Source organism: Streptomyces sp. NPDC057854, from assembly GCF_042797055.1.
Classification (GTDB): Bacteria; Actinomycetota; Actinomycetes; order Streptomycetales; family Streptomycetaceae; genus Streptomyces.
Window position 1 is genome coordinate 176,037 of the sequence record NZ_JBHVMF010000007.1, and the last position, 13,331, is coordinate 189,367.

15 protein-coding genes are annotated in these 13,331 nt (G+C 74.7%); 14 read left to right on the forward strand and 1 reads right to left on the reverse strand.

The features are described 5' to 3' along the window. The first annotated feature begins 88 nt into the window (after window positions 1-88). The 8 genes from ACFVQZ_RS12940 to ACFVQZ_RS12975 are packed head-to-tail and all read left to right on the forward strand — an operon-like array spanning window position 89 to window position 6,587. Window positions 89-874 (forward strand): 2-keto-4-pentenoate hydratase, encoded by a 786-nt coding sequence (locus ACFVQZ_RS12940; protein ID WP_383621565.1) that lies wholly within the window; start codon window positions 89-91, stop codon window positions 872-874. 7 nt (window positions 875-881) lie between these two features. Further along, a complete protein-coding gene (locus ACFVQZ_RS12945; RefSeq protein ID WP_030493378.1) occupies window positions 882-1,793 on the forward strand; it encodes an acetaldehyde dehydrogenase (acetylating) in 912 nt (303 codons plus the stop codon). A 13-nt stretch (window positions 1,794-1,806) separates the two neighbouring features. Next, on the forward strand, window positions 1,807-2,832 hold the full coding sequence (gene dmpG, locus ACFVQZ_RS12950) for a 4-hydroxy-2-oxovalerate aldolase (protein ID WP_383621567.1): 1,026 nt from the start codon (window positions 1,807-1,809) through the stop codon (window positions 2,830-2,832). 25 nt (window positions 2,833-2,857) lie between these two features. Then, entirely contained in the window at window positions 2,858-4,018 is a 1,161-nt protein-coding gene (locus ACFVQZ_RS12955; protein ID WP_383621569.1) for a Rieske 2Fe-2S domain-containing protein, read from the forward strand. 1 nt (window position 4,019) lies between these two features. Then, window positions 4,020-4,259, forward strand: a complete 240-nt coding sequence (locus ACFVQZ_RS12960; RefSeq protein WP_030493381.1) for a hypothetical protein — start codon at window positions 4,020-4,022, stop codon at window positions 4,257-4,259. After that, window positions 4,240-5,304: a 2Fe-2S iron-sulfur cluster-binding protein gene (locus ACFVQZ_RS12965; protein WP_383621571.1), complete on the forward strand. Its 1,065-nt coding sequence runs from the start codon at window positions 4,240-4,242 to the stop codon at window positions 5,302-5,304. The genes ACFVQZ_RS12960 and ACFVQZ_RS12965 overlap by 20 nt, the downstream gene beginning before the upstream one ends. A 31-nt stretch (window positions 5,305-5,335) precedes the next feature. Beyond that, window positions 5,336-6,112, forward strand: a complete 777-nt coding sequence (locus ACFVQZ_RS12970; RefSeq protein WP_383621573.1) for an SDR family oxidoreductase — start codon at window positions 5,336-5,338, stop codon at window positions 6,110-6,112. Window positions 6,113-6,140: 28 nt separating this feature from the next. After that, window positions 6,141-6,587: an SRPBCC family protein gene (locus ACFVQZ_RS12975; RefSeq protein WP_030493383.1), complete on the forward strand. Its 447-nt coding sequence runs from the start codon at window positions 6,141-6,143 to the stop codon at window positions 6,585-6,587. Here the strand turns inward: ACFVQZ_RS12975 and ACFVQZ_RS12980 are convergent. Further along, window positions 6,571-7,458: an IclR family transcriptional regulator gene (locus tag ACFVQZ_RS12980; protein ID WP_030493384.1), complete on the reverse strand. Its 888-nt coding sequence runs from the start codon at window positions 7,456-7,458 to the stop codon at window positions 6,571-6,573. The two genes, ACFVQZ_RS12975 and ACFVQZ_RS12980, sit on opposite strands and share 17 nt — an antisense overlap. A 193-nt stretch (window positions 7,459-7,651) precedes the next feature. On the opposite strand from ACFVQZ_RS12980, the gene hsaA (ACFVQZ_RS12985) reads away from it, so the two are divergent. The 6 genes from hsaA (ACFVQZ_RS12985) to ACFVQZ_RS13010 all read left to right on the forward strand — a co-directional run bounded on the left by hsaA (ACFVQZ_RS12985) (window position 7,652) and on the right by ACFVQZ_RS13010 (window position 13,329). Further along, on the forward strand, window positions 7,652-8,821 hold the full coding sequence (gene hsaA, locus ACFVQZ_RS12985; protein ID WP_383621576.1) for a 3-hydroxy-9,10-secoandrosta-1,3,5(10)-triene-9,17-dione monooxygenase oxygenase subunit: 1,170 nt from the start codon (window positions 7,652-7,654) through the stop codon (window positions 8,819-8,821). Between the two features lie 106 nt (window positions 8,822-8,927). Further along, window positions 8,928-10,094, forward strand: coding sequence for a 3-hydroxy-9,10-secoandrosta-1,3,5(10)-triene-9,17-dione monooxygenase oxygenase subunit (hsaA, locus tag ACFVQZ_RS12990; RefSeq protein ID WP_383621578.1), 1,167 nt, complete (start codon window positions 8,928-8,930; stop codon window positions 10,092-10,094). Window positions 10,095-10,106: 12 nt separating this feature from the next. Continuing rightward, a complete protein-coding gene (hsaD, locus tag ACFVQZ_RS12995; protein ID WP_383621580.1) occupies window positions 10,107-10,976 on the forward strand; it encodes a 4,5:9,10-diseco-3-hydroxy-5,9,17-trioxoandrosta-1(10),2-diene-4-oate hydrolase in 870 nt (289 codons plus the stop codon). 108 nt (window positions 10,977-11,084) lie between these two features. Next, window positions 11,085-11,978, forward strand: a complete 894-nt coding sequence (locus tag ACFVQZ_RS13000) for a VOC family protein (protein ID WP_383621582.1) — start codon at window positions 11,085-11,087, stop codon at window positions 11,976-11,978. Beyond that, window positions 11,966-12,448, forward strand: coding sequence for a flavin reductase family protein (locus ACFVQZ_RS13005; RefSeq protein WP_030493389.1), 483 nt, complete (start codon window positions 11,966-11,968; stop codon window positions 12,446-12,448). The genes ACFVQZ_RS13000 and ACFVQZ_RS13005 overlap by 13 nt, the downstream gene beginning before the upstream one ends. Continuing rightward, complete coding sequence (locus ACFVQZ_RS13010; protein WP_383621584.1) at window positions 12,448-13,329, forward strand: MaoC/PaaZ C-terminal domain-containing protein; 882 nt, start codon at window positions 12,448-12,450, stop codon at window positions 13,327-13,329. The genes ACFVQZ_RS13005 and ACFVQZ_RS13010 overlap by 1 nt, the downstream gene beginning before the upstream one ends. Window positions 13,330-13,331: the final 2 nt, after the last annotated feature.

Sequence of the window (13,331 nt, forward strand, 5' to 3'; positions counted from 1 at the left end):
TCAGCGGGAACGGCGGCTCCCTCCGGGGCGAGCGCCCGGCCTAGCCTCGCCGGACTGCCCCGACCGCCCCCCCCAGGAGGGACCCGCCATGCTCACGGACCGCCAGCGCCACGAGGCGGCCGAGCTGCTGCGCTCCGCCGAACTCGGCGTCACCCCCGTCGCCCCGCTGAGCGAGGCGTACCCCGGGATCGACACCGAGGACGCGTACGAGATCCAGCTCGTCAACATCCGGCACCGCCTCGCGGCCGGCGCCGAGGTGCGCGGCCACAAGGTCGGGCTGTCCTCGCCCGTCATGCAGCGGATGATGGGCGTCGACGAGCCCGACTACGGCCACCTGCTCCACGACATGGAGTTCGCGCCCGGCGCGCACGTCCCCACCGCCCGGTACTGCCGGCCCCGCGTCGAGGCCGAGATCGGCTTCGTCCTCGGCGACGACCTGCCGGGGGAGGGCTGCACCCCCGCGGACGTGCTCGCCGCGACCGAACGGGTCGTGCCCGCCCTGGAACTGATCGACAGCCGGATCCGCGACTGGCGCATCACGATCGCCGACACCATCGCCGACAACGCCTCCTCCGCCGGTTTCGTGATCGGCGAGGGCCGCGCCCCCCGCGGCCTCGACCTCCGGACGGTCGAGGCGCGCCTGACGGACGGCGCCGGCACGCTCCTCGCCGACGGCCGCGGCGACGCCGTCCTCGGCGACCCCGCCGCCTCCGTCGCCTGGCTCGCCCGCACCGTCGCCCGCTTCGGCGTCGCCCTGAAGAAGGGCCACGTGGTGCTGCCCGGCTCCTGCACCCGGGCCGTCGACGTCGAGCCCGGCGCCACCCGCACCGCCGACTTCACCGGGTTCGGCCCGGTCTCCCTCTCCTTCACCTGAGGTGATGATGACCCGCAAGACCAAGGCGACCGCCGCCATCGTCGGCTCCGGCAACATCGGCACCGACCTGCTCTACAAGCTGCTCCGCTCCGACCTCGTCGAACCCCGCTGGATGGTCGGCGTCGACCCCGGCAGCGACGGCCTCGCCCGCGCCCGCCGGCTCGGCCTGGAGACCACCCACGAGGGCGTCGGCCGGCTGCTCGCCCAGGACGAGCTGCCCGACCTCGTCTTCGAGGCCACCAGCGCCTCCGTCCACCGGGCCAACGCCCCCCGCTACGCCGCTCTCGGCATCAAGGCGGTCGACCTGACCCCGGCCGCCGTCGGCCCGGCCGTCGTCCCGCCCGCCAACCTGCGCGCCCACCTCGACCGGCCCAACGTCAACATGATCACCTGCGGCGGCCAGGCCACCATCCCCATGGTGTACGCCGTCTCCCGCGTCGTCCCGGTGGCGTACGCCGAGATCGTCGCCTCGGTCGCCTCCGTCTCCGCCGGCCCCGGAACCCGCGCCAACATCGACGAGTTCACCCGCACCACAGCCCGCGGCATCGAGACCATCGGCGGCGCCGCCCGCGGCAAGGCGATCATCATCCTCAACCCGGCCGACCCGCCCGTCATCATGCGCGACACCGTCTTCTGCGCCGTCCCCGACGACGCCGACCAGGCCGCGATCGCCGCCTCGGTCAAGGAGGTCGCCGGGCAGGTCGCCGCGTACGTCCCCGGCTACCGGCTGCGCGGGGAGCCGCAGTTCGATCCCGCCTGCCCCGAGAACGGCGGCATGGCGCGCGTCGCGATCTTCCTGGAGGTCGAGGGCGCGGGCGACTACCTCCCGCCGTACGCCGGAAACCTCGACATCATGACCGCCGCCGCCACCGAGGTCGGCGAGGAGTTCGCCCGTGCGCTCCTCGCGCCCGGCGAGTGAGGAGAACCCAGCCATGCCCTACTCGGACACCCTCGACATCCGGATCACCGACTCCTCGCTGCGCGACGGCTCGCACGCCAAGCGCCACCGGTTCACCGCCGAGGACGTGCGGTCCGTCGTCGCCGCCCTGGACGACGCCGGCGTCCCCGTCATCGAGGTCGCCCACGGCGACGGCCTCGGCGGCTCCTCCTTCACCTACGGCTTCTCGAGGACCCCCGAACAGGAACTGATCAAGGTCGCCGTGGAGACCGCGCGGCGGGCCCGGATCGCCTTCCTCATGCTCCCCGGCCTCGGCGTCAAGGACGACATCCGGGCCGCCCGGGACAACGGCGCCGCCGTCTGCCGGATCGCCACCCACTGCACCGAGGCCGACATCGCCGTCCAGCACTTCGGGCTCGCCCGCGAACTCGGCCTGGAGACCGTCGGGTTCCTCATGATGGCCCACCCCACCGGCCCCGGCGACCTCGCCCGGCAGGCCCGGATCATGGCCGACGCCGGCTGCCAGTGCGTGTACGTCGTCGACTCCGCCGGCGCCATGGTCATGGACGACGTCACCGACCGCGTCCAGGCCCTCGTCGCCGAACTCGGCGACGACGCCCAGGTCGGCTTCCACGGCCACGAGAACCTCGCCCTCGGCACCGGCAACTCGGTCGCCGCCGTCCGGGCCGGCGCCCTCCAGATCGACGGCTCCACCCGCCGGCTCGGCGCGGGCGCCGGCAACACCGCCGTCGAGGCCTTCACCGCCGTCTGCGCCAAGATGGGCATCCGCACCGGCATCGACGTCCTGAAGATCATCGACGCGGCCGAGGACGTCGTCCGCCCCGTCATGGACGAGGAGTGCCGGCTCGACCGGCTCGCCCTGCTCATGGGCCACGCCGGCGTCTACTCCAGCTTCCTCAGGCACGCCTACCGGCAGGCCGAGCGGTACGGCGTCCCCGGCGCCGAGATCCTGCTCCGGGCCGGCGAACGGCGTCTGGTCGGCGGCCAGGAGGACCAGCTCATCGACATCGCCCTCGAACTCGCCGCCGCCCGGAACTGAACCCACCCCACCCGAGGAGAACGTGATGACTGCTCCCGCCGACGAGGCCCGGGTCATCGAAGCCGGCCGCCCGTCCGCCCGGTTCGCCCGCGGCTGGCACTGCCTCGGCCTCGCCGAGGCCTTCCGGGACGGAAAGCCGCACGAGATCGAGGCCTTCGGCACCAGGCTCGTGGTCTTCCAGGGCGAGGACGACGGCAAGCTCCATGTCCTCAACGCCTACTGCCCGCACATGGGCGGCAACCTCGCCCACGGCACCGTCAAGGGCGACGCCGTCGCCTGCCCCTTCCACGACTGGCGCTGGTCCGGCGACGGCCGCTGCGCCGGCATCCCGTACGCCCGCCGGGTCCCGCCGCGCGCCCGCACCCGCGCCTGGACCGTCCTGGAGCGCAACCGGCAGCTCTTCGTCTGGCACGACCCCGAGGGCAACCCGCCGCCCCCCGAGGTCACCGTTCCCGAGATCGCCGGCGTCCACGGCCCCGACGCCGGTCTGTGGAGCGACTGGAACTGGAAGACGCTCCGCGTCGAGGGCTCGAACTGCCGTGAGATCGTCGACAACGTCGTGGACATGGCGCACTTCTACTACGTGCACTACGCCTTCCCCGAATACTTCAAGAACGTCTTCGAGGGCCACGTCGCCACCCAGTACATGGAGAGCAGCCCCCGCGGCGACATGGAGCTCGGCACCCTGAGCTCCGGCCGGCTCCGCTCCGACGCCTCCTACTACGGCCCCTCCTACATGATCGACCACCTCTACAGCGACGTCGGCGGCGGCCTGGAGATGGAGATCGTCCTCATCAACTGCCACTACCCGATCGACGCCGACAGCTTCATGCTCCAGTACGGCGCCATCGTCAAGCGGCTCCCCGGCATGACCGACGCGCAGGCCGCCGAGGCCGCCGCCGCCACCGCCGAGGGCGCCACCGTCGGCTTCGAGCAGGACGTCGAGATCTGGCGCAACAAGACCCGGATCGACAACCCGCTCCTCACCGAGGAGGACGGCCCCGTCTACCAGCTGCGCCGCTGGTACGAGCAGTTCTACGTCGACGTCGCCGACGTCAAGGACGAGATGACCCGGCGCTTCGAGTTCGAGGTCGACACCCAGCGCGCCAACCGGGCCTGGCGGGCGGAGGTCGACGCGAACCTGGCCCGCCGCGCGGCGGACGCCGGCGAGACCGGAGCGCCCTGAGATGCGGCCCGTCCAGTGCGCGGCCTGCGGCAACCAGGTCCTGTGCGAGAAGTTCAGCCCCGCCCACACCTCCGTCCAGTGGACCGCCGACGCGGCCGTCGCCTGCGCCGAGTTCCGCGACCGCGTGGACCGCGGCGCGACCAGCGCCCGGATCCGGACCTGCCGGGCCCTGCGGTCGAGCATCGAACGGGCGGTCGACGACGGCACCCTGGAGGTCGGCGATGTCCGTGTCGACGTCTGAACCCGCCGCCGGAAGCACCGGCGCCCGCACCCACCGGCTGCGGATCGTCGAGGTCGTCGTCGAGACGCCCGACGCCCGCTCCCTCGTCCTCCAGCCGCCGCCGGAGAGCGCGGCCCGCTTCGCCCACCGGCCCGGGCAGTTCCTCACCCTGAGGCTGCCCGGTCCGGACGGCGCGCCGGTCGCCCGCTGCTACTCGCTGGCCAGCTCGCCGCACACCGGCGAACCGCTGAAGGTCACCGTCAAGCGGGTGGCCGGCGGCCACGGCTCCAACTGGCTCTGCGACCACCTGGCCGCCGGCGACGAGGTGGAGGCGCTGCCGCCGGCCGGCACCTTCACCCCCGGCTCGCTCGACCAGGACCTGCTGCTCGTCGCCGGAGGCAGCGGCATCACCCCGGTCCTCTCCATCGCCAAGTCCGTGCTCGCCGCCGGCACCGGCAGGCTCGTCCTCCTGTACGCCAACCGGGACGAGGACGCGGTCATCTTCCGCGACGAACTGCGCGACCTCGCCACCGCGCACCCCGCGCGGTTCCTGGTCGTGCACTGGCTGGAGTCCCTCCAGGGGCTGCCGGCCCCCGACCGGCTGGCCGCCGCGCTCGCCCCGTACGCCGGCCGCGAGGCGTACGTCTGCGGCCCCGGCCCGCTCATGGACGCCGTCGAGCGGGCCCTGCGGTCGCTCGGCGCGCCGGGCGACCGGATCCACCGCGAGCGGTTCTTCTCGCTCTCCGGGGACGTCTTCGACGCCGCCCCGCCCGAGGCGGCGGGCGACGACGGGGCCGGCTCCGTGACCGTGGAACTCGACGGCGAGACCCGCACGGTCGCCTGGCCGCCCGGCGCCCCGCTGCTGGACGCGCTCCTCGCGGCCGGGGTCGACGCCCCGTACTCCTGCCGGGAGGGCGCCTGCAGCGCCTGCACGTGCCGGGTCACGGCCGGCCGGGTCGCGATGGCCCGCAACGAGGTCCTGGACGAGCGGGACCTCGCCGACGGCTACGTCCTCGCCTGCCAGGCCCGCTCGCTCACCGACCGGGTCGACATCACCTACTCCTGACGCCCGCCCCCTCCCGCCGAGGAGCCTTCCCATGCCCCGTACCTGTCTGGTCACCGGAGCCGCCTCCGGCATCGGCGCGGCCACCGCCGCCCTGCTGCGGGAACAGGGTCACACGGTCCTCGCCGCCGACCTCGCGGACGGCGACATCCACGCCGACCTGTCCACCCCCGACGGCCGGACCGCGCTCGTGGCCCGCGCCACCGCGCTCACCGGCGGCCGGCTCGACGCCGTCGTCTCCTGCGCGGGCGTCGCCCGCTTCGACCCGCTCACCATCCGGGTCAACCACTTCGGCGCCGTCGCCACCCTCGACGGACTCCGCCCGCTCCTCGCCGCCGGCACCCGCCCCCGGGCCCTCGTCGTCGGCTCCGTCGACTCCGTCCACCCCACCGACCCCGCCCTGATGGCCGCGGCGGACGCGCACGACGAGGACGCCGCGGTGGCCGCCGCCCGCGCGGCCGTCGACCGCGGCGAGGGCCACCTCGTCTACTCCTCCTCCAAGGCGGCCGTCTCCCGCTGGGTCCGCCGCACTGCCCCCGGCGACGCCTGGGCCGGCGCCGGCATCCCGCTCAACGCGGTCGCCCCCGGCGTCGTCGTCACCCCGCTGACCCGGCCCCTCCTCGACGACCCCGATACCCGCGCCCTCGTCGAACGGGCCGTCCCCATGCCCCTGCACGGCCACGCCCGGCCCGAACAGCTCGCCCCGCTGATCGCCTGGCTCGTCTCGCCCGAGAACACCCTCGTCACCGGCCAGGTCGTCTTCGCGGACGGCGGCGCCGACGCCGTCCTGCGCGGCGACCGCGTCTGGTGACCCGATCCCGCCGCGCCCCGGAGGCCCCATGCACCCCCGCACCCTGACCCGCTCCCTGGTGATCGCCGCCGACCCCGACGCCGTCTGGGCCGTCGCCGGCGGCTTCGCGACCCTCGCCGACTGGCACCCGCACGTCCCGCCCGCCGTCCTGGAGGCCGGCGCCGACCCCGACGCGCCCGGCGCCGTCCGCGCGTTCGCGGTGGACGGCGCGGTCGTCGCCCGCGAACGGCTGCTCAGCCGCGACCCCGCCGCCCACCGCTACTCCTACGCCCTCCTCGACCCGCTCGCGCTGCCCGTGGAGGAGTACGTGGCCACCCTCGCCGTCCATCCGCACCCGGACGGCGCCGAGGTCCGCTGGACCGCCGCCTACCGCGCACCGGACGCCCTCGTGCCGCAGGTCGAGGCGGTCTTCGGCGACGGCGTCTACGCCACCGGCCTCGACGCCCTCAGGGAACGCCTCACATCCACTCGCTGAACCGCAGCCACGCCATCATGTTGTCCATCGACGGCTGCGGCACGCCCGGTGCCGCGGCCGCCGCGTCCGGCCGCTCGCGCTGCTCCGCCCGGCGGCCCGGCCCGAACATCGACTGCCACACCGAGCGCGCGCAGGTCCGCACCGCCGGCGCGATCCGCTCCCGCTCCCGGTGCACGCCGTGCCCGCACACCGAGATCGCCGCCACCGCCCGGCCCGCCCCGCGCAGCGGCGCCGCCACGCAGAACACCCCCCGGAAGCCCTCCTCCTGGTCGAACGCCACCCCGCGCTCCCGGACCAGCGCCAGCTCGGCCCGGAACGGCTCGGGGCGGGTGATCGTCCGCGGCGTGCGGGGCCGCAGCCCGTTCCGTATCACCTGCTCCACCACGGCGGCGTCGCTGAACGCCAGGATCGCCTTCCCCGACGCGGTGCAGTACGCCGGCTGCCGGCCGCCCGTCCGCGACGGCACGCCCGAGTCGTCCGACCCGCCGATCCGCTCCAGATAGACCACCTCGGCCCCGTCCAGCACCGTCAGGTGCACCAGGTGCCCGGTCGCCTCGTGCAGGGCGTGCAGATGGGGGAGGGCCGCGCGGCGCAGCCGGTTGTGGTGCGACGCCGTCGCGCCGAGCTCCAGCATCCCCATGCCCAGCCGGTAGTCCCGGCCCTCCCGCTCCAGCCAGCGCAGCTGCACCAGCTGGTCCAGGATGCGGTGCGCGGACGACCGCCGGATCCCGGACCGCTGCACGACCTCGGTCAGCGTCAGGCGCGGCCCGCCGCTCTGGAACGCGCCGAGCACCTTCGCCGCCTTCTCCAGCAGCGACAGCGGCGGCACGGCGACCTCGGGCTCGATCCGCTCGGCGGCATGCGTCGTCATCGACACCTCCCCCACGGACGGCGCGACAGGGCACCAGCCCGGCAGCGTCCGTAATCTCCGGTATTGCGTGGAGCGTGCCAGAGCGGCGCCGGTACGGGGAAGAGGGTGTTCCGTCTCGGAACGGTAACGCGTAGGTTCCCTCTCGTCACCCGGACCGGCCCACGATCCGGACCCCGGATCCGAGAGGGACCCCATGCGCGACCACGACGTCCTCGACGCCGTCCGGGCCCTCGCCCCCGCCCTGCGCGCCCGCGCCGACCAGGCCGAGGAACTGCGCCGCGTCCCCGACGCCTCGATCGCGGAACTGGAGGCCGCCGGCTTCTTCCGGCTGCTGCGCCCCCGCGCCCACGGCGGACTCGCCGCCGACCCCGGCGTCTTCCACGCCGCCGTCCACGAGATCGCCAAGGCCTGCGGCTCCACCGGCTGGACCGCCGCCCTCCTCGGCGTCCACCCCTGGTACGCCGCCCAGTTCGACCCGCGCGCCCAGGACGACCTGTGGGCCGTCGGCGACCCCGCCCTGATCTGCTCCTCGCACGCCCCCACCGGCACCGTCACCCCCGTCGCCGGTGGCCACCGGCTCACCGGCCGCTGGCACTTGGCCGCCGGCGCCGACCACGCCGGCTGGGCCCTCCTCGGCGGCCTCGTCAGCGACACCGACGGCCGCCCGCGCGACCTGCGGACCTTCCTGCTGCCCCGCACCGACTACCGCGTCGACGACGTCTGGGACACCGTCGGCCTGCGCGGCAGCGGCGGCAACGACATCGTCGTCGACGACGCCTTCGTCCCCGCCCACCGCAGCCTCGGCTACGGCCCCGTCACCACCCTCCGCTGCCCCGGCCACGCCGCCAACCCCGAACCCGTCTACCGGATGCCCTACGCCGCCCTCTTCACCACCACCGTCTCCACCGTCATGGTCGGCATCGCCGAAGGCGCCTACGACCACCACGTCGGCACCGCCCGCGGCGGGCCCGCCCTCCCGCACGGCCGGCGCCTCGCCGAGGACCCCTTCGCCCAGGTCCGCGTCGCCCGCGCGGCCGGCGAGATCGACGCCGCCCGGCTCCAGCTCGCCCGCAACACCGCCGAGCTGTACGAGTCCGCCCGCGCCGGCACCGACCCCTCGACCGCGCTGCGCGCCCGCGCCCGCCGCGACCAGGTCCTCGCCACCGAACGCGCCCTCACCGCCGTCGACCTGCTCCGCGAGAACACCGCCGGCAGCCCCCTGCGCGGCGACGGCGACGTCCTCGCCCGCGCCTGGCGCGACCTGCACACCGGCCGCGGCCAGGCCGCCAACGACATCGACCGCGCCCTTGCCCTCTTCGGCCGCGCCGCCGTCGGCCTCGACGTCCACGACCCCATGCTCTGAACCCCGCGCACCGCCTTCCCGCTCAGTGGGAGCAGCGCGTTCACCCCGGCGACGGCTCCCCGTACGGTCCTGGCATTCCCCCACCACGACCCGAAAGGGGATGCCCATGGCCGACGACGTCCTGGCAGCGGTCCGCGACCTCGCCCCCGTGCTGCGCGAACGCGCCGCCGAGGCCGAGGAGCTGCGCCGCGTGCCCGACGCCTCCGTCAAGGAGCTGGAGGACACCGGGTTCTTCCAGCTCCTCCAGCCGAAGACCTTCGGCGGACGCGCCGCCGACCCGGTCGCCTTCTACACGGCCGTCAAGGAGATCGCCAAGGCGTGCGGCTCGACCGGCTGGGTCGCCTCCGTGGTCGGCGTCCACCCCTGGCACGTCGCCCTCTTCGACCCCCGCGCCCAGCAGGAGGTGTGGGGCGACGACCCCAAGACCCGCATCGCCTCCTCGTACGCCCCCACCGGCAAGGCCGCCGCGGTCGACGGCGGCTTCCGCCTCTCCGGCCGCTGGCACTTCTCCTCCGGCTGCGACCACGCCCGCTGGGTGCTCCTCGGCTGCCTCGTCACCGACGCCGAGGGCAACCCCGTCGACATGCGCACCTTCCTGATCCCGCGCACCGACTACCGGATCGACGACGTCTGGGACACGGTCGGCCTGCGCGGCACCGGCAGCAACGACATCGTCGTGGACGACGTGTTCGTCCCCGAGCACCGCGCCCTCAGCTTCGGCCCCGTCACCGCCCTCGACGTCCCCGGCCACGCGGTCAACCCCGAACCCGTCTACCGGCTGCCGTACGCCGGCGTCTTCACCACCACCATCGCCACCCCGATCGTCGGCATCGCCGAGGGCGCCTACGACTCCTACGCCGAGGCCACCCGCAAGCGGTTCCGCGTCTCCTACGGCCAGCAGGTCGCCGAGGACCCCTTCGCCCAGGTCCGCATCGCCCGCGCCGCCAGTGACATCGACGCCGCCTGGCTCCAGCTCACCCGCAACATCGGCGCCATGCACGCCCTCGCCGAGCGCGGCGAGACGATCCCCATGGAGCTGCGCACCCGCACCCGCCGCGACCAGGTCCTCGCCACCGAGCGCGCGGTCGGCGCCATCGACCTCCTCGTGGAGAACGCCGGCGGCAACGCCATGCGCACCGGCCCCGGCGCCGTCCAGCGCGCCTGGCGCGACGCCCACACCGGCCGCGGCCACGCCGCCAACGACCCCGAGCGCGCCCTCGTCATGTACGGGCAGTGCGCCCTCGGCATCGACATCCAAGACACCATGGCCTGAGAGGTGCCGCAGATGACCGAGCTCACCTTCGAGTCGACCTCCCGCACCGCCAAGGCGGCCGGCCTCACCCTGCACTACCACGAGGCCGCGCCCGCCGACCGGCCCGACGCCCCCGTCGTCGTCATGCTGCACGGCGGCGGCCCCGGTGCCTCCGGCTGGAGCAACTTCGGCGGCAACCTCCCCGTGTTCGCACGGGAGTTCCGCACCCTCCTCGTGGACCAGCCGTGCTACGGCCGCTCCGACAAGCCGGAACTCGACCGGGACTACTTCAGCTACAGCGCGCGCGCCGTCGCCGCCCTCCTGGACGAACTCGGCATCGCCCGGGCCCACTTCGTCGGCAACTCGCTGGGCGGCGGCACCGCCGTCCGGATCGCGCTCGACCACCCGGAGAAGGCCGGCAAGCTCCTCCTCATGGGACCCGGCGGCGTCTCCGTCAACCTCTTCGCGCCGGACCCCACCGAAGGCATCAAGCGGCTCTTCGAGTTCAACGCCGCACCCGAGCCGACGAAGGAGCAGCTGCGCGCCTTCCTCTCCGTCATGGCGTACGACCAGTCCGTCGTCACCGACGCCCTCGTCGAGGAGCGGTGGGCCTCCGCCACCGACCCCGCCACCCGCCTCGGCACCGCCCGCATGGCCGCCTCCTTCGCGAACCCCGCATGGGCCGCGGCCGCCCAGCTCTGGCGCGAGGCCCACCGGATCACCCGGCCGGTGCTCCTGACGTGGGGCCGCGAGGACCGCGTCAACCCCCTCGACGGCGCCCTCGTCGCCCTGAGGACGATCCCCGACGCGCGGCTCCACGTCTTCCCGCACTGCGGCCACTGGGCCCAGACCGAACGGGCTGACGAGTTCAACCGCCTCGCCCTCGACTTCTTCACCCACTGAGCCCCGACCTCCGGGGCCCCGAGCCACCGAGCCCGAGCTGCTGAGCCCCGGGCCCCCAGCCCCGAGCCCCCTCAGCCCCCGAGTCCCTTCACCGAAGAGGTGCCCGCCATGGACATTCGCGCACTCGGCTACCTGCGCCTGGAGACCACCCGCCTCGACGAGTGGCGCCGCTACACCCTCGACATCCTCGGCATGGCCGAGGCACCCGGCTCCACCGACACCACCCTCCTGCTGCGCCTCGACGACCGCGCCCTCCGGATCGCGATCCACGCCGGCGACGGCGACCGGCTGCTCGCCGCCGGCTGGGAGGTCGCGAACGCCCGCGCCCTCGCCGAGGCCGTCGCCGAACTGGAGGCGGCCGGCGTCGCCGTCAAGACCGCCGACGCCGCCGAACTGGCCGAGCGCCGCGTCCAGGGCCTCGTCCACCTCACCGATCCGTGCGGCAACCCGCTGGAGCTGTACTGGGGCCAGGCACAGGACCACACCCCGCTCGCCACCCCGTACGGCAACCGCTTCGTCACCGGCGACCTCGGCCTCGGCCACGTCGTCCTGCCCGCTCCCGACATCGAGGCCGCCCTCGACTTCTACGAGAAGCTCCTCGGCTTCCAGCTCCGTGACTCCATGAGGCTGCCCCCGCAGGCCGTCCCCACCGCCGCCGAGCAGCGCGACTTCCACTGGATGCACTTCCTCAGCCCCAACCGCCGCCACCACAGCCTCGGCCTCTACCCCGGCGCCCTGCCCCCCGGCATCGTCCACTTCATGGTGGAGCTGGAGACCCTGGACGACGTCGGCCTCGGTCTCGACCGCATGCAGGCCGCCGGTATCCCCATCGCCTCCAGCCTCGGCCGCCACACCAACGACCGCATGGTCTCCTTCTACGCCCAGGCCCCCGGCGGCTTCCAGGTCGAGTACGGCTGGGACGGCCTGGTCGTCGACCCCGCCACCTGGGTCGCCAAGGAGATCACCGCCGACAGCGTCTGGGGCCACCAGTGGAACGGCTGATCGACCCGGCGGTCTTCCGGGACGTCCTCGGCCGCTTCGCCAGCGGCATCACCGTCGTGGCGGCGCTCGACGGCGGCGAACCCACCGGCTTCGCCTGCCAGTCCTTCGCCTCCCTCTCCCTCGACCCCCCGCTCGTCATGCTCGCCGTCGGCCGCTCCTCCACCAGCTGGCCGCGGATCGAACGGGCCGGCCGCTTCTGCGTCAACATCCTCGCCGAGGACCAGCGGACCACCTGCGCCGCCCTCGGCCGCAGCGGCCCCGACAAGTTCGCCGGCGTCCCCTGGAGCCTCGGCGAGCACGGCACCGTCCGGATCGACGGGGCCCTCGCCTTCGTCGAGTGCGCGCTGCACGAGGTGTACGAGGCCGGCGACCACCACCTCGTCACCGCCCACGTCACCGCCCTCGACACCGGCGAGGACCGCCGGCCGCTGCTCTACTACCGCAGCCGCTACGCCGTCGGGGCCTTCTGATGCCCATCGACCCCGCCGAGGCCACGGCCGCGCCCCCGGTGCGGACCGAGGTCCGCTGGGACGCCCACGCCGTGCGCCTGTACCACCTGGCGCTCGGCGCGGGCGTCCCCGAGACCGACCCGCGCGAACTCCGGTACGTGTACGAGGGCCACCCGGACGGCCTCCAGACCCTGCCCACCTTCGGCGTCGTCGCCGGCGGCACCGGCGGCGTCGGCTTCCAGGTCTTCGACCACCCCGGCATCGCCGTCGACCTGGCCGCCGTCCTCCACGGCGGCCAGGAGATCACCGTCCACCGGCCCCTGCCGCCCGCCGCCCGCGCCACCGCCGTCACCCGCGTCACCGACGTGTACGACAAGGGCCGCGCCGCCGTCCTCGTCCAGGAGTCCACCCTCCTCGGCGAGGACGGCGCACCCCTCCTCACCCAGCGCAACGAGATCTTCGTCCGCGGCGAGGGCGGCTTCGGCGGCCACCGCGGCCCCTCCCGCCGCCTGCCCGCCCCGGACCGGGCACCCGACCTGGTCCTGGAACTCCCCACCCTCCGCCAGCAGGCCCTCCTCTACCGGCTCACCGGCGACTGGAACCCGCTCCACGCCGACCCGGCGACCGCCCGCCGGGCCGGCTACGACCGGCCCGTCCTGCACGGCCTGTGCACCTTCGGCATCGCCGTCAAGGCCGTCACCGACCGGCTGTACGACGGCGACGCCGCCGCCGTCACCGGCTGCCGCACCCGCTTCGCCGGCGTCTTCCTCCCCGGCGAGACGCTGCGGCTGCGCGTCTGGCACACGGCCGACGGCCACCTGCTGACCGCCACCTCCGCCGACCGCGACGACGCGCCCGTCCTCACCGACGCCCTCGTCACCGGACGCCGGCCCACCCCCTAAGG